The 15,657-nt window shown below is 59.9% G+C and carries 13 protein-coding genes; 9 read left to right on the top strand and 4 right to left on the bottom strand.

What is annotated here, in order from left to right; genetic code table 11:
- Window positions 1-25 precede the first annotated feature (25 nt).
- The 6 genes from tar to cheZ are packed head-to-tail and all read left to right on the top strand — an operon-like array spanning window position 26 to window position 6,329.
- A complete protein-coding gene (tar, locus tag V1599_RS15785) occupies window positions 26-1,690 on the top strand; it encodes a methyl-accepting chemotaxis protein II (protein ID WP_395300394.1) in 1,665 nt (554 codons plus the stop codon).
- 43 nt (window positions 1,691-1,733) lie between these two features.
- A complete protein-coding gene (tap, locus tag V1599_RS15780; RefSeq protein WP_395300393.1) occupies window positions 1,734-3,335 on the top strand; it encodes a methyl-accepting chemotaxis protein IV in 1,602 nt (533 codons plus the stop codon).
- Between the two features lie 19 nt (window positions 3,336-3,354).
- Window positions 3,355-4,221: a protein-glutamate O-methyltransferase CheR gene (gene cheR / locus V1599_RS15775; protein ID WP_395300392.1), complete on the top strand. Its 867-nt coding sequence runs from the start codon at window positions 3,355-3,357 to the stop codon at window positions 4,219-4,221.
- A complete protein-coding gene (locus V1599_RS15770) occupies window positions 4,218-5,267 on the top strand; it encodes a chemotaxis response regulator protein-glutamate methylesterase (protein ID WP_395300391.1) in 1,050 nt (349 codons plus the stop codon). Before cheR ends, V1599_RS15770 begins: the two co-directional genes overlap by 4 nt.
- A 17-nt stretch (window positions 5,268-5,284) precedes the next feature.
- Window positions 5,285-5,674: a chemotaxis response regulator CheY gene (cheY, locus tag V1599_RS15765; protein ID WP_112010705.1), complete on the top strand. Its 390-nt coding sequence runs from the start codon at window positions 5,285-5,287 to the stop codon at window positions 5,672-5,674.
- A 10-nt stretch (window positions 5,675-5,684) separates the two neighbouring features.
- On the top strand, window positions 5,685-6,329 hold the full coding sequence (gene cheZ / locus V1599_RS15760) for a protein phosphatase CheZ (protein ID WP_112010706.1): 645 nt from the start codon (window positions 5,685-5,687) through the stop codon (window positions 6,327-6,329).
- Window positions 6,330-6,378: 49 nt separating this feature from the next.
- Here the strand turns inward: cheZ and V1599_RS15755 are convergent, their stop codons facing one another.
- The 4 genes from V1599_RS15755 to V1599_RS15740 all read right to left on the bottom strand — a co-directional run bounded on the left by V1599_RS15755 (window position 6,379) and on the right by V1599_RS15740 (window position 11,492).
- Window positions 6,379-7,542 (bottom strand): fimbrial protein, encoded by a 1,164-nt coding sequence (locus V1599_RS15755; RefSeq protein WP_258458408.1) that lies wholly within the window; start codon window positions 7,540-7,542, stop codon window positions 6,379-6,381.
- Window positions 7,526-10,087, bottom strand: a complete 2,562-nt coding sequence (locus tag V1599_RS15750) for a fimbria/pilus outer membrane usher protein (RefSeq protein ID WP_395300390.1) — start codon at window positions 10,085-10,087, stop codon at window positions 7,526-7,528. Before V1599_RS15750 ends, V1599_RS15755 begins: the two co-directional genes overlap by 17 nt.
- Before the next feature lie 6 nt (window positions 10,088-10,093).
- Window positions 10,094-10,741: a molecular chaperone gene (locus V1599_RS15745; RefSeq protein ID WP_395300389.1), complete on the bottom strand. Its 648-nt coding sequence runs from the start codon at window positions 10,739-10,741 to the stop codon at window positions 10,094-10,096.
- 175 nt (window positions 10,742-10,916) lie between these two features.
- Entirely contained in the window at window positions 10,917-11,492 is a 576-nt protein-coding gene (locus V1599_RS15740; RefSeq protein ID WP_112010709.1) for a fimbrial protein, read from the bottom strand.
- 497 nt (window positions 11,493-11,989) lie between these two features.
- On the opposite strand from V1599_RS15740, the gene flhB reads away from it, so the two are divergent.
- The 3 genes from flhB to V1599_RS15725 are packed head-to-tail and all read left to right on the top strand — an operon-like array spanning window position 11,990 to window position 15,601.
- Complete coding sequence (gene flhB, locus V1599_RS15735) at window positions 11,990-13,138, top strand: flagellar biosynthesis protein FlhB (protein ID WP_112012408.1); 1,149 nt, start codon at window positions 11,990-11,992, stop codon at window positions 13,136-13,138.
- Window positions 13,131-15,209, top strand: a complete 2,079-nt coding sequence (gene flhA / locus V1599_RS15730; RefSeq protein ID WP_112012409.1) for a flagellar biosynthesis protein FlhA — start codon at window positions 13,131-13,133, stop codon at window positions 15,207-15,209. Before flhB ends, flhA begins: the two co-directional genes overlap by 8 nt.
- Window positions 15,206-15,601, top strand: coding sequence for a flagellar protein FlhE (locus V1599_RS15725; protein ID WP_297120899.1), 396 nt, complete (start codon window positions 15,206-15,208; stop codon window positions 15,599-15,601). The genes flhA and V1599_RS15725 overlap by 4 nt, the downstream gene beginning before the upstream one ends.
- Window positions 15,602-15,657 lie beyond the last annotated feature (56 nt).

Below are 15,657 nucleotides of genomic sequence, written 5' to 3'. Positions count from 1 at the left end.
TAATAAACCTATAAGAAGGTGTTGTATGTTGAACCGTATACGCGTTGTCACCCTGCTGATGATGGTGCTGGTCATTTTCGCACTTCTTCAGCTCATTTCCGGCGGGCTGTTTTTCTCGTCGCTTAAGCAGAATCAGGATAGCTTTGCCGCGTCTAACGACCTGCGCCTGCAGCAGGGCGAACTCACCTCGACCTGGGACCTGATGCTGCAAACGCGCATCAACCTCAGCCGCTCCTCCGCGCGGATGATGATGGACCCGGCGAACCAGCAGAGCAGCGCCAAAACCGATCTGCTGAAAAACGCGCGCGCCACGCTTGCCGACGCCGCGAAACACTACGACGCCTTCAAAAAAATTGCTCCGCAGCCCGCCATGGCGCAGGTAAGCGCCAGCATAGATGAAAAATACAACGCCTACTTTGCCGGGCTGACGGAGCTTATCCAGTTCCTGGAGAGTGGGAATATGGACGGCTATTTCGCACAGCCCACGCAGGGAATGCAAAACGCTCTCGGCGCGGCGCTGGGCGAGTACGCCAACGCCAGCAGCCAGCTTTACCACAGCGCCTTTTCGCAAAGCCAGAACGACTATCGCTTCGCCAAATGGCAGATGGCGGTGATGGCCATTGCCCTCGCCGTCGTGCTGCTGGGCGTGTGGTACGGCATTCGCCATATCCTGCTTAACCCGCTGGGGCGCGTCATTGCCCATATTCGCGACATTGCCAGCGGTGACCTGACCAAAACGCTGGCGGTGTCCGGGCGCAACGAAATTACCGAGCTTGCCGGCAGCGTCGATCATATGCAGCGCGCGCTGGTGGAAACCGTCTCTAACGTGCGCAGCGGGTCGGACGCCATCTACACCGGCACCAGCGAAATTGCGATGGGCAACAACGACCTCTCTTCACGCACCGAGCAGCAGGCCTCCGCCCTCGAAGAGACCGCGGCGAGCATGGAGCAGCTCACCGCCACCGTGAAGCAGAATGCGGATAACGCGCGTCAGGCCTCTAAGCTTGCCGAAAGCGCTTCCGACACGGCGCAGCGCGGCGGACGCGTAGTGGACGGCGTGGTGAAAACCATGCACGACATTGCCGACAGCTCGAAGAAAATTGCCGACATCATCAGCGTCATTGACGGCATCGCCTTCCAGACCAACATCCTCGCGCTCAACGCTGCCGTGGAAGCGGCGCGCGCGGGCGAGCAGGGGCGCGGTTTTGCGGTGGTGGCGGGGGAAGTGCGCAATCTCGCCAGCCGCAGCGCCAACGCGGCGAAAGAAATTAAAGCGCTGATTGAAGACTCCGTCTCGCGCGTGGATACCGGCTCGGTGCTGGTGGAAAGCGCGGGCGAAACCATGAATGACATCGTGAATGCCGTGACCCGGGTGACGGACATCATGGGGGAAATCGCCTCTGCGTCGGACGAGCAGAGCCGGGGTATCGACCAGGTCGCGCTGGCGGTATCGGAAATGGACCGCGTGACGCAGCAAAACGCCGCGCTGGTGCAGGAATCCGCGACGGCGGCGGCCGCGCTGGAAGAACAGGCGAGCCTGCTCAGGCAGGCCGTCTCGGCCTTCCGCCTGACCTCCACCGTTAACGCGGCCAGCGCGCAGGCGGCGTATCGCGAACCGGCCTCCGCACCAGCGGCAGCGGGCCCCCGCCATGCCGCGACCGGACAAGAAGAAAACTGGGAAACATTTTGACTGACTGTTAAACCGCGGCGGCTGCCGCTTGATGGGAGCGTGGATGTTAAATCGTATTCGTATCTCGACCACACTGTTTTTGATTCTGATTATGTGTGGGGTATTGCAGGTTGGCAGTAACGGGTTGTCTTTTTGGGCGTTTCGCGATGGTTATCAGAACTTACGGGAAGTCGAGGCGAGTAATCAGCAGCGCTCCGCGCTGGCGCAAACGCGCGCCGTGCTGCTGCAGGCAAGCACCGCGCTGAACAAGGCGGGGACGTTAACCGCGCTGAGCTATCCGCCGGACGACATCAAGGGGCTGATGGCGACGGCGCGTACCAGCCTGAAGCAGGCCGACGCGCAGTTTAAGGCGTTTATCGCGCAGGAGGCGGTGAGTGAAAAAGGGAAGGCGCTAAAGGCCGCCATGGAGAAAAACTATGCCCGGTGGCACACGGATCTGGAGCATCAGGCCACCTGGCTTGAGAACAACCAGCTTTCTGATTTTCTGACCGCGCCGGTGCAGGACTCTCAGGCCGCGTTTGACGGCAGTTTAGACGCCTGGCAGCAGGACATTAACCAGTTCGTCCAGCGCGCGGGTGACGACAGCCGCAAAAGCTACCGCATGTCGGGCGTGGTGTTCGCCGTGATGGTGATCCTTGCCGCGCTGCTGACCGGCGGCGCGCTGCTCTGGTCGCGCCGGATGATTGTGCAACCGCTGGCGATTATCAGCAGCCACTTTGACAGCATTGCGAAGGGCAACCTGGCGCGCCCGGTGGCGGTGTACGGCAAGAACGAGATTTCCGCCATTTTTGCCAGCCTGAAGGCGATGCAGGGCGCGCTGCGCGAGACGGTCAGCAACGTGCGTCAGGGCAGCTACGCGATGCACACCGGCATTTCCGAGATTGCGGCGGGCAATAACGACCTTTCTTCGCGCACCGAGCAGCAGGCGGCATCGCTGGCGCAGACGGCGGCCAGCATGGAGCAGCTTACCGCGACGGTGAGCCAGAACGCCGACAACGCGCGTCAGGCGTCGGACCTGTCGAAGCAGGCGGCGCTGACGGCGAAGAAGGGCGGCGACCAGGCGTCGCACGTGGCCAGTACCATGCAGGCGATTGCCGCCAGCTCGCAGAAAATTGGCGACATTATCAGCGTGATTGACGGGATTGCCTTCCAGACCAACATTCTGGCGCTCAACGCCGCGGTTGAGGCCGCGCGGGCGGGCGAGCAGGGGCGCGGGTTTGCCGTGGTCGCGGGGGAAGTTCGCAGCCTGGCGAGCCGCAGCGCCAACGCGGCGAAAGAGATTAAGGGGCTGATTGAAGAGTCGGTCACCCGCGTACAGCAGGGGTCGGCGCTGGTGGACATCGCTGCGCAAACCATGACGGAAATCGTCACCTCCGTCACCCGGGTCAACGACATTATGGGCGAGATTGCCTCCGCCTCCGACGAGCAGCGCCGGGGCATTGAGCAGGTCGCCCAGGCGGTGAGCCAGATGGACCAGGTGACGCAGCAGAACGCCTCGCTGGTTGAGGAGGCGGCTGCCGCCACCGGAGAGCTGGCGAATCAGGCGGACCATCTTACGGGACTGGTCGCCGTGTTTAACGTGAAAGAGCAGGTCGAAGCAGTAACAGAAGTTGGTCGGTCGCAGGCCGTGCCAGTTGTATCCTGAATGTGATTGAGAAGGCGCTATGACATCACCTATGCCCTCAGGGCAAACGTCATTATTGCAGCAGATGACACAGCGCCTCGCGCTGTCCGACGCGCATTTTCGTCGGATATGTCAGTTAATCTACCTGCGTGCGGGGATCGTGCTTGCCGACCATAAGCGAGACATGGTTTACAACCGTCTGGTACGGCGTTTGCGTACGCTGGGACTGGATGATTTTGGCCGCTACCTGAGCATGCTCGAAGCGAACCAGAACAGCGCCGAATGGCAGGCATTTATCAACGCGTTGACCACCAACCTGACCGCGTTTTTCCGCGAGGGCCATCACTTTCCGGTCCTGGCGGAGCACGCGCGTCGTCGCACCGGAGAGTATCGCGTCTGGAGCGCGGCGGCCTCCACCGGGGAGGAGCCCTACTCGCTGGCGATCACCCTGGCGGATACGCTGGGCATGGCGCCGGGACGCTGGAAGGTATACGCCAGCGACATCGACACCGAGGTGCTGGAGAAAGCCCGCAGCGGCGTGTATCGCCAGGACGAACTCAAAACGCTGTCGCCCCAGCAGCTGCAGCGCTACTTCATGCGCGGCACCGGCCCGCATGAGGGGCTGGTACGCGTGCGCCAGGAGCTGGCGAACTGCGTCGAATTTGCCTCGCTCAACCTGCTCGACAAGCAGTACAGCGTGCCGGGCCCGTTTGACGCCATCTTTTGCCGTAACGTGATGATCTATTTTGATAAAACGACGCAGCAGGACATTTTGCGTCGCTTTGTGCCGCTGCTCAAACCTGACGGTTTACTGTTTGCCGGGCACTCGGAAAACTTTAGCAACCTCGCGCGCGAGTTTAGCCTGCGTGGGCAGACGGTGTATGCGCTGAGTAAGGAAAAAGCATGAGTAAAATCAGGGTATTGTCGGTCGATGATTCGGCGCTGATGCGCCAGATCATGACCGAAATCATCAATAGCCACAGCGATATGGAGATGGTGGCAACGGCGCCCGATCCCTTAGTTGCGCGGGATTTAATCAAAAAATACAACCCCGACGTGCTGACGCTGGATGTCGAAATGCCGCGCATGGACGGCATTGATTTCCTCGAAAAGCTGATGCGCCTGCGCCCGATGCCGGTGGTGATGGTCTCCTCCCTGACCGGGAAAGGCTCGGAAATTACCCTGCGCGCGCTGGAGCTGGGGGCGGTGGACTTTGTGACCAAGCCGCAGCTCGGCATCCGCGAGGGGATGCTGGCCTACAGCGAAATGATTGCCGAGAAGATCCGCACCGCGTCGCGGGCGAAGCTGGCGGCGCATAAGCCGATGGCGGCACCGGCCGCCCTGAAGGCAGGGCCGCTGCTCAGCTCGGAGAAACTGTTGGTGATTGGCGCGTCAACCGGAGGAACAGAGGCAATTCGCCACGTACTCCAGCCATTGCCGCTCTCAAGCCCGGGTATTCTGATTACCCAGCACATGCCGCCGGGCTTTACCCGCTCGTTTGCGGAGCGCCTGAACAAGCTGTGCCAGATCGGCGTGAAAGAGGCGGAAGACGGCGAGCGCGTGCTGCCGGGGCATGCCTACATCGCGCCGGGCGACAAGCATATGGAGCTGGCGCGCAGCGGGGCGAACTATCAAATCAGAATTCATGACGGGCCGCCGGTTAACCGGCACCGTCCGTCGGTGGATGTGCTGTTTCATTCGGTGGCGAAACACGCGGGGCGCAACGCCGTTGGGGTGATCCTGACGGGGATGGGCAACGACGGCGCCGCCGGAATGCTTGCAATGCACCAGGCCGGAGCCTGGACGATTGCGCAGAATGAAGCAAGTTGTGTGGTGTTCGGCATGCCGCGCGAGGCCATCAATATGGGTGGCGTGAGCGAAGTGGTCGATCTTAGCCAGGTAAGCCAGCAGATGCTGGCGAAAATCAGTGCCGGACAGGCAATACGTATTTGACTCAGGAGTAGAATTAGATGGCGGATAAAGAGCTTAAGTTTTTGGTTGTGGATGACTTTTCCACCATGCGCCGCATTGTGCGCAACCTGCTGAAAGAGCTGGGCTTCAACAACGTTGAAGAGGCAGAAGACGGCGTTGACGCGCTGAACAAGCTGCAGGCGGGCGGGTTTGGCTTTGTTATCTCTGACTGGAACATGCCGAACATGGACGGCCTGGAGCTGCTGAAAACCATTCGTGCCGATGCGGGCATGGCCGCGATGCCGGTGCTGATGGTCACCGCGGAAGCGAAGAAAGAGAATATCATCGCGGCCGCGCAGGCGGGCGCGAGCGGCTACGTGGTGAAACCGTTCACCGCGGCGACCCTCGAAGAGAAGCTCGGCAAAATCTTCGAGAAACTCGGCATGTGAGGTGAAGGTCATGATGCAACCTGCAATGAAACCCGTTGAAGAACATTCGCCCACCGACATCATCGTCCGAATCGGCAGCCTGACGCGCATGCTGCGCGACAGCCTGCGCGAGCTGGGGCTGGACCAGGCTATCGCCGAAGCGGCGGAAGCAATACCCGACGCGCGCGACCGTCTGGACTATGTGGTACAGATGACCGCGCAGGCGGCAGAGCGCGCGCTGAACAGCGTCGAGGCCTCGCAGCCGCACCAGGACGCGATGGAGAAGGGCGCGAAGGCGCTGAGCAAGCGCTGGGATGCGTGGTTCGAAAACCCCATCGAGCTGGCCGACGCCCGCGAGCTGGTCACCGATACGCGGCAGTATCTCGGCGACGTGCCGGGGCACACCAGCTTCACCAACGCCCAGCTGCTGGACATCATGATGGCGCAGGATTTCCAGGACCTGACCGGTCAGGTGATCAAGCGCATGATGGACGTGATTCAGGAGATTGAGCGCCAGCTGCTGATGGTGCTGCTGGAGAACATGCCGGAGCCAGCTGCCCGTCCGAAGCGCGAGAACGAAAGCCTGCTCAACGGGCCGCAGCTCGACGCGTCTAAAGCGGGCGTGGTGGCAAGCCAGGATCAGGTCGACGACCTGCTGGACAGCCTCGGCTTCTGACGCACAGCGGCTACCCCCAGGTTGGTTGTTCAACCTGAGGGTAGCCGCGTTAGCGAAGATCCATCTTCACCGTCACGTTGCCTTCAAAACTGCCCGGCTCGGGCGTCGCCTCCGTCGTGCTCACCGGCACGGCCTGAATTTTCACCACGCCATTTCCCTGTTCATCCATCGTGACCGGAAACTCGAAGCTGCCGTCCAGATCGACGTTTTTGCCGTTTTCATCATAAATGCGCACCCCGAGGTCGTTTCGGTTAAGCAGCTTTGCGATATAGGGCGCGCTGCTGTCCGCGACCCCCTGATCGGCCGAGAGGGTAAGCTTTATGCGATCGGAATTGCCCACCGCGTTATCGTCGCAATGGTAGGCGATATCGACGTTCTTTAGTGCGAAGCCCTGAGGCGGTTGCCCTTTACTGACGAACTGCTTGCTGACGATAGAGCCAAACTCGACCTCAATGGTGCTGCCTTCGTTGATGGTGCAGCTGAGGGGAGCCGAAAGGGTGCCGCCAAACCAGATATCAGAAACGTGTTCAGCCTGCGTGGGATCGCAGGCTGAACCGCTGCCAAACTGAAGGCACGCATAGTTCTGGGCGATGAGCGTTGGCGGAATGACCTCTTCCCCCAGGATGGGCTTCTTGATGTGGAGCAACATCGCCACGACGTTCCAGCGGAACTTGCGCTTAATCTCGCTGGCCCCGTCGGGCTGCGTATCCGCGCTGCAGACGCTGGCTTCACTCACGGGAACCGACAGGACCGTTTCCAGCACGCTGGACATATTTCCGCGCGACGTCGGGTACTGGTTGATATGAATGGGGACCAGATAGCTACCGTCCGGAGAGTGAATGGCGTCCGAGTAGCCGGTGATATCGGCGTCTATTTTATCCGTAAGATAGCCGTAACCGTTTATTCCCGAGCTAAGCGGACTCCCGGCGTAGGTGACTTCGTAGACCCGGCTTGAGGAGAAAAGATTCCCGGGGCAGGAGCAGTTTGCCTCAACGGATCCGCCTGCTCCAACCAGATGATCGGGAATATCGTAATCGCGACCCGCTTTGTTTTCGGTGGACGAAATCGCGTGATCGTATGAGATGGTATAGGTTTGCGGTACGCTGAAGCAGTTTTTTAGCAGGGTTGCGGCCCGGCAGGCGTCCAGCGGGGCCTGGCTTAGCGCGGCACCGAGGAGGCAGGTTGCCGCATGTTTCTTAACGTTTTTCATCATGAATGGGTTCCTGCTGGCAAAGCGCGCTGACCGAATAAATACCGTTAGGGCTGACGCTTTGCCGTGTTGTCTGAGGTGAAATGAGGGCCGTACACTGCTGGCTGGGCGCGTTGCCCCACCGCACCGCAAGCCGTGACGACTCCCCGACGCCCGCCAGATAGACGGTGCCGGTATCGCCCACAATCCCGCTTGTCGCCGCGGCCTCGCAGCTGGCGACGGCGCCAAAAGGTACGCGCTGTCCGCCCGGGCGCGACAGGGCGATCAGCATCCGATAGCCCACGTGCGCATCAAAGCGGGCAACCACCGCGGCGTTACGTGAGGGAATGACGGTGGCCGCCGTATCGCTGCTGTCAACGTCGTCCGGCAGGGTAGCGGTGTCGATACGAATGGTGTTCGCCTGATAAGGCGTCAGCGAAGGGATCACGGCGTTGCCCAGCCAGTCCGTCTGTACGCCACGCTGGTTTTGAAAACGAACCCCGGCGGCGTCGTTGGCCGTTACGATGGCAAACTGGCTGCCGAGCGGCTGTGAAAGCGTGACGCCGTGCGGATGGGCCACAACCCCACCGCTGATGCCGTAACTAAGCTGCTGAGAGCCGTTGGTGGCGGTGTAATACCCGGCGTTGAGGTTGGCGTACTGCGAACGGTAGCTCCCGTAGAGGCTGCTGGTATCGTCTTCGCCGTGGTTGGCGTAGCTCTGCTGCAAAGAGTAGCTCAGGCGTTCGTCGTCCAGCAGCGTGCCGCTAAGACCGATATTTTGACGCGTTGAGCCGTGCTGGCTATTGCTGATGTTATAGCTGCTCCAGGCGCGGGGTAGCCATTTTGACAGTGGGACGCTGAGGCCGAACGACACCATCCGATCGGTCGCTTCCCCATCGGCTTTACTGTAGCTGTAGGCCATGTGGTAGCTGACGCCGCTGATAACGGTGTTAAAGCCTGCCGACAGGCTGCGCTCTGTTTTCGACGTTCCCCAGTAGTCCTGCTGATAGCCGTTGAGATAGAGACTAACGCCAGAGACGGTCTGGCTTAGGCTCGCCTGGATGCGGCTGCGCTTGTTGTATCGAAACAGCAGATCGTCCTCATGCTCGTCCATTTTCTGATTGGCGTCAGTAAAGCTGTAGTAGCCGCGGCTGGAGTAGCGGTAGCTGCCGAGCGTGAGGTTGGTGTCGGTGGCGTCTATTTTTCCGGTGTAGAGCACGCGCAGGGAATGACCCGTGTGCTCACTGTCGTTGTCGAGATGAGTGCGTGCAAGCGTGAGGTCCGCCGAAAGCGATCCTAACGGGCCGAGCGACACGCCTGCGCCCGTATTGGCCGCATTGTAATCCTGGGAGAGCGTCAGCCCGCCAAACCAGGTCATGAAATTATTGAAGCCGTAAATGGCGCTGCCCTGCAGGAACTCGGGCTCCTTTTGGCTGCTGGCGCTGTCGGCGCGATAGCGACCGGCCGTCATCTCAAATTTAACGTGCCCGGGGCGCTGCATAACGGCGATGCTGGAGTAGGGCTGCGTAAAACGGTGCTCGGTACCGTCGGCCTCTTTGACCGTGACCTCCAGATCGCCGCTGTTGGTGGTCGAGTAAAGATCGTTAATCTCAAACGCGCCCGGCGCAACGTTCTGCTGATAGATGAGATAGCCGTTCTGGCGCACGGAAACTTCCGCATTTGAACTGGCAATCCCGCGAATGACGGGCGCGAAGCCCCGCTGGCTGTAGGGCAGCATCTCCTCATCGGACGCGAGGTTGACGCCGCGATATTGCACGCTATCAAACACTTCGCCCCGCGTGCTGCTTTCGCCTGCGGTGAACTGCGCCTTAAGTGCATCGACGTCGTGCTGCACGTAGGTGCTGAGGTTCGCCCACTGACTTTCGGAGTCAGACAGGCTCCACGTGCTGTAGTTACGCACCCGCCAGCCCAGCAGGTTTGCCCCAGTGCGGACGTTCAGGTAGCGATTAGCCGTGCGGTCGCTGCCGTCGCTCCGGTTTTCCGCGCCGGAAAGCGTATAGTCGCTGAATAGCACGGGCACGCCGTCGTCCCAGCGCGACGGATCGATATAGTCAGGACTGGCCTGGCCAACTGCGGCCTGCGGAATGCTTAGCGCCAGCGTCATCGTCGAGAAATCCAGCTGAGCGAACGCCAGAGGAATATAGTGGCCCAGCGGTTCAGGCAGCGTCTCGTCGGGCGCAATCGCCAGCAGCGAGGGATAGCGATCGACGTTAATCCCCCACGCGCGAAGCATGTCTGGCGTGAGCTGTGGCGCCAACGCTCCGCCTGGCGAGCTGACGTAGGTGATTTTGGCATCGGCGCGACGGCGCGTATTGATCGTCACTTTTGACGCGTAGGTGCCCGGAAGCTGCGCGTTCGATTTTGAAAACAGGGAAAGGTCAATTTCCTGCTCGCTCAGCATGTCGCCTTCCAGAGAGGAGGGGGAAAAGCGATACTCTCGTGCCTCAAGGGAGCAGCTTGCCACGAAAATAACGCCTCCCAGGCAGCGCAGTAGCGGGTTGAGCGGGAAGGCCCTGCTGTATGACCGTGCGTTACGTCCTGTAAACATGGTGGTTTAGTCATCCTGCACAAGGGGAGAGGTAAATTTGTCGGATGCATTGCCGTAATCCGTGATGCAGCGCCAGCTGACGTTTTTACCCACCGCGACGTCCGGGAGGGAAAGCGTGACGCTGGACGCGGGCCCGACCATATCCGCTTTTTCTATTTTCGTTGTCCCAAGGGACAGCGAGTCAAACACGCTGTAAAACGCGCCGTCGTTAATGACGGTGAGCTGACCCGCGCGGCGGACGAAGCGCAGGCGTTGGCAGGTTTCTGACGGCGAGCCGACAAGCCCTGTCGGGCGCCAGAACAGCTTCAGACGCGTTTTGTAGATCAGGCGCAGGACGTTTTTATCTTCATCATCCGCGCTGGTTGCGGGAACGGTGCGCACGTTCAGGTAGAACAGCGTCTCTTTATCCGTGGGAAGCGGCGTGCCGTTCCACGTTATGCGCAGGCTTTGCTCTTTTTGCGCGTCGAGACGAAAAAGCGGTGGCGTCACAATAAACGGCCCGCGCGTTTTTCCGTCACCGGTATCTGTCCAGGATTGAATAAGCCACGGCAGCTCTTTTTCATTATTCTGCAAAGGCAGGGACACTTCTTTTTTCGCGGCATCGTAGATTATGCGCGTACGGCCAATTTGCACGCCCGCTGCGTGACAAAACATGCTCGCCATGACGGGAAAGCATAATAATATTTTTACTGATGTGCGCATGGGGAAACCTTAAATAAAAAGGGGAAAGGAGATAATAGTCCGGAAATGAACCGAACTATTATCTTGTCAATTCTCCTCAAACGGCATATTGCGATAATCGAGAAGTATAAATTACGCGTGAACGGCGTTAACGATAGAGAATATTAACCGTCATATCGGCATCGGCCGCACCCGCTGTCACGTCAGCAGCAAAGGATTTATACCGGGCATTAAAATCGGCTTTGATGGTGTCCGAGGTGCGAGTTGCCAGCTCGATATAGACCTGTTCTTCCGCGCCGTCCATGGTAATAAAGCGGTCGTTTTTGCCTGCCGGGCTAACGGCGACGCCGATGCCCGTTGCCGCTTCGTCGCGCGCGGTGGTGATTTTACTCACGTCAAGCAGCGTGTTTGAACCGGTCAGCGCCGTTGGGCCGTTGAAGGTGAGCTGTATGGCGGGCAGTCCGTCGCTTTTTAACGGGCAGTTGGCGAGAATAATGGAAAAAGGAACGAGCGTGGACTCTTTACCGACTTCGGTAAAGAACGTCGTAGGAAAGGTGCCTAAAGGAACGGTGCTGTCCGTGCCGCTGTCACCCTGAATGGTGCAGCTTGGCTCGATAATTTCCCCGGTGAAGTGGATGGTGCCCGCATTCATTTCCGCTGCGAAGCCGCTCATCGACAGCGTTGCGAATATGGCACCCGCAATAATGTTTTTTGTAAAATCCATCTGAATAATTTCCTGAGTTGAAAAACATTTTAGTTGGCGATAAAAAAGCTGAAGGATTATCGCCGCAGGGAAGTATAACGATTATTTATATCGAGGTAAGGCGATGGAGGATATATTAAATATCCCTCAAGAGATTTATTACTCTGCTAATTAATAAAAAATAAATATCTTATATCCATGGTTTATGTGGTTTACATGTTTTTATCATCTCAGTAAATTCACAAAACACTTTGTGCGTGGTATGTAAGAATATATCCACTATTGTGATCAAAGTCAGCGGTGAATTAAGTTTTTCTTAATTTATTTTGAACTAAAAATAATCTACAAATGTCGCCGCTCAGCGGCGCTTGCGTTTTTCACTTTTCTTTAAGCCGCCAGGCGGTACCTCCTCAATCCTAAACTGACTAAAAAGACCCGGTTATGTGCCTTTATTCGCCCATTGGAAGCGTGACGCAGTGGCATGATACCCCTGAATTAATGGGCTGCGAGCAGGCACTGTGGCAGAAGAGAACGACGACAAAACGGAAGCCCCCACACCCCACCGGCTTGAAAAAGCGCGTGAGGAAGGGCAAATCCCCCGATCCCGCGAGCTGACGTCCCTGCTGATGCTGGTCGTTGGCGTGTGCATTATCTGGTGGGGAGGAGAGTGGCTTGCCCGCAGGCTGGCGGGGATGCTCTCTGCCGGGCTGCGCTTCGACCACAGCATGGTCAACGACCCGAACCTGATCCTGAGCCAGATAATCCTGCTGGTGAAAGGGGCGATGGTGGCGCTGCTGCCGCTGATCGTCGGCCTGGTGCTGGTGGCGCTGGTGTCGCCCGTGCTGCTCGGTGGCCTGGTCTTTAGCGGTAAATCCCTCCAGCCCAAGTTTTCCAAGCTGAATCCGCTCCCCGGCATTGCGCGCATGTTCTCGGCCCAGACCGGCGCCGAGCTGGTGAAGGCGATTCTCAAATCCGCGCTGATGGGCAGCGCCGCGGGCTTTTTCCTGCTGCATCACTGGCCCGAGATGATGCGCCTGATCGGCGAATCGCCGCTGAGCGCGATGAGCAACGCGATGAACCTGGTCGGCCTGTGCGCGCTGCTGGTCGCGCTGAGCATTATTCCGATGGTGGGGTTTGACGTCATCTTCCAGATTTATACCCACATCAAGAAGCTGCGCATGTCCCGCCAGGACATTCGCGATGAATATAAGCAAATGGAAGGCGACCCGCACATTAAGGGACGCATTCGCCAGATGCAGCGCGCCGCCGCGCGCCGTCGGATGATGGAAGACGTCCCGAAGGCGGACGTTATCGTCACCAACCCGACGCACTATTCCGTTGCGCTGCGCTATGACGAAAACAAAATGAGCGCGCCGAAGGTGGTGGCTAAAGGGGCGGGGCTGATTGCGCTGCGCATCCGCGAGATTGGAACCGAGAACCGCGTTCCCATTCTTGAAGCGCCGCCGCTGGCGCGTGCGTTGTACCGCCACGCGGAAATCGGACAACAGATCCCGGGCCAGCTTTACGCCGCCGTGGCGGAAGTGCTGGCGTGGGTATGGCAGTTGAAGCGCTGGCGCCTGGCGGGCGGTCAACGGCCTGCGAAACCTGAGAACCTTCCGGTGCCTGATGCGCTGGATTTTTTGAACGAGAAGGACACTGATGGCTAATCTGGTGGCAATGTTGCGCCTGCCCGGCAACCTGAAATCGACGCAATGGCAGATCCTTGCCGGGCCGATTCTCATCCTGCTAATTTTGTCGATGATGGTACTGCCGCTGCCGGCGTTCATCCTCGACCTGCTTTTCACTTTCAACATTGCGTTGTCCATTATGGTGCTGCTGGTGGCGATGTTCACCCAGCGCACGCTGGAATTCGCCGCGTTCCCGACCATCCTGCTGTTTACCACGCTGCTGCGCCTGGCGCTGAACGTGGCCTCCACGCGCATCATCCTGATGGAGGGCCATACCGGCGCGGCGGCGGCGGGGAAGGTGGTTGAAGCCTTCGGCCACTTCCTGGTGGGCGGCAACTTCGCCATCGGCATCGTGGTATTCGTGATCCTCGTTATCATCAACTTTATGGTCATCACCAAGGGCGCCGGGCGTATCGCCGAGGTCGGCGCGCGCTTCGTGCTGGACGGGATGCCGGGCAAGCAGATGGCGATCGACGCCGACCTGAACGCCGGGATCATCGCCGAGGATGAAGCGAAAAAGCGCCGTGCCGAGGTGACCCAGGAGGCGGACTTCTACGGCTCCATGGACGGTGCGAGCAAGTTCGTGCGCGGTGACGCCATCGCGGGCATCCTGATCATGGTGATTAACGTCGTGGGCGGCCTGCTGGTGGGCGTGCTGCAGCACGGCATGGACATGGGCCACGCGGCGGAAAGCTATACGCTGCTCACCATCGGTGATGGCCTGGTGGCGCAGATCCCGGCCCTGGTGATCTCCACCGCGGCGGGCGTGATCGTGACCCGCGTCAGCACCGACCAGGACGTGGGCGAGCAGATGGTGGGGCAGCTCTTCAGCAACCCGCGCGTAATGCTGCTGGCCGCCGCGGTGCTGGGGCTGCTGGGGCTGGTGCCAGGCATGCCGAACCTGGTATTCCTGCTGTTTACCGCCGCGCTGCTGGGCCTGGCGTGGTGGATGCGCGGCCGCGAAACCCGACCGGCCGCAGAGCCTGCGCCCGTCAAAATGCCGGAAAATACCCAGGCCGTCGAGGCGACCTGGAACGACGTTCAGCTGGAAGATACGCTGGGGATGGAGGTGGGCTATCGCCTGATCCCGATGGTGGACTTCCAGCAGGACGGCGAGCTGCTGGGGCGCATTCGCAGCATCCGTAAGAAATTCGCCCAGGACATGGGCTTCCTGCCGCCGGTAGTTCACATTCGCGACAATATGGACCTGCCGCCCGCGCGCTACCGCATCCTGATGAAAGGGGTGGAAATTGGCAGCGGTGACGCCTATCCGGGGCGCTGGCTGGCGATTAACCCCGGCACGGCGGCGGGGACGCTGCCGGGCGAGCAGACGATCGACCCGGCCTTTGGCCTGGCCGCCATCTGGATTGAGAGCGCGCTCAAAGAGCAGGCGCAGATTCAGGGCTACACCGTCGTTGAGGCGAGCACCGTGGTGGCGACCCATCTCAACCACCTGATCGGGCAGTTCTCGGCGGAGCTGTTTGGCCGCCAGGAGGCGCAGCAGCTGCTTGACCGCGTCACCCAGGAGATGCCGAAGCTGACGGAAGATCTGGTTCCGGGCGTGGTGACATTAACCACGCTGCACAAGGTGCTACAAAACCTGCTCGACGAAAAAGTGCCGATTCGCGATATGCGCACCATTCTGGAAACGCTGGCCGAGCACGCGCCGCTGCAAAGCGATCCGCACGAGCTGACGGCCGTGGTGCGCGTGGCGCTGGGCCGCGCGATTACCCAGCAGTGGTTCCCGGGTACGGGGGAAGTGCAGGTTATCGGCCTCGACACGCCGCTTGAGCGCCTGCTGCTGCAGGCCCTGCAGGGCGGCGGCGGGCTGGAGCCGGGCCTTGCCGACCGCCTGCTGGAACAAACGCAGGAGGCGCTCGCGCGCCAGGAGATGCTGGGCGCGCCGCCGGTGCTGCTGGTTAACCACGCGCTGCGTCCTCTGCTGTCGCGCTTCCTGCGCCGCAGCCTGAGCCAGCTGGTGGTGCTGTCGAACCTGGAGCTGTCGGACAATCGTCATATTCGCATGACGGCAACCATTGGAGGGAAATAATGCGCAAATGGTTAGTCATTTTACTTTTCCCGCTGGCGGCGCAGGCCGCAGGCGAGGGGATGTGGCAGGCCAGCAGCATGGGTATCACCCTGAATCATCGCGGCGAGTCGATGTCTTCGAACCCGCTTTCGGCGGGCGAGCCGGTAAACGGCCTGATGAGCCTGGTGGTCTGGAACTATAGGCTGATTGGCCCGACGCCGGCCGGGCTGCGCGTGCGCCTCTGCTCCCAGACCCGCTGTACCGAACTCGACGGGGAAAACGGCAGCACCCAGGCCTTCAGCGGCGTGCCGGCCGTTGAGCCGCTGCGCTTTATCTGGGAGGTGCCCGGCGGCGGTCGGCTGATCCCGGCGCTGAAAGTTCAGAGCAATTCCGTCATCGTTAACTACCGCTAACTGCCTGCCTTTTCGCCAGTCATCAGTCGATTCTGATGGCTGGCTCGCAAAATTGA

Origin of the sequence: Enterobacter sp. ECC-175 (genome assembly GCF_043968675.1) — a bacterium.
Classification (GTDB): Bacteria; Pseudomonadota; Gammaproteobacteria; order Enterobacterales; family Enterobacteriaceae; genus Enterobacter.
Note: the sequence above shows the minus strand (reverse complement) of the source record. Positions and strands in the feature narration are given on the sequence as shown.

Coding starts and splice junctions, on each gene's coding strand:
- V1599_RS15740 (WP_112010709.1), bottom strand. CDS start 11,492: ATGGATTTTACAAAAAACATTATTGCGGGTGCCATATTCGCAACGCTG.
- V1599_RS15770 (WP_395300391.1), top strand. CDS start 4,218: ATGAGTAAAATCAGGGTATTGTCGGTCGATGATTCGGCGCTGATGCGC.
- tar (WP_395300394.1), top strand. CDS start 26: ATGTTGAACCGTATACGCGTTGTCACCCTGCTGATGATGGTGCTGGTC.
- cheY (WP_112010705.1), top strand. CDS start 5,285: ATGGCGGATAAAGAGCTTAAGTTTTTGGTTGTGGATGACTTTTCCACC.
- tap (WP_395300393.1), top strand. CDS start 1,734: ATGTTAAATCGTATTCGTATCTCGACCACACTGTTTTTGATTCTGATT.
- cheR (WP_395300392.1), top strand. CDS start 3,355: ATGACATCACCTATGCCCTCAGGGCAAACGTCATTATTGCAGCAGATG.
- flhA (WP_112012409.1), top strand. CDS start 13,131: ATGGCTAATCTGGTGGCAATGTTGCGCCTGCCCGGCAACCTGAAATCG.
- V1599_RS15750 (WP_395300390.1), bottom strand. CDS start 10,087: ATGTTTACAGGACGTAACGCACGGTCATACAGCAGGGCCTTCCCGCTC.
- cheZ (WP_112010706.1), top strand. CDS start 5,685: ATGATGCAACCTGCAATGAAACCCGTTGAAGAACATTCGCCCACCGAC.
- V1599_RS15745 (WP_395300389.1), bottom strand. CDS start 10,741: ATGTTTTGTCACGCAGCGGGCGTGCAAATTGGCCGTACGCGCATAATC.
- V1599_RS15755 (WP_258458408.1), bottom strand. CDS start 7,542: ATGATGAAAAACGTTAAGAAACATGCGGCAACCTGCCTCCTCGGTGCC.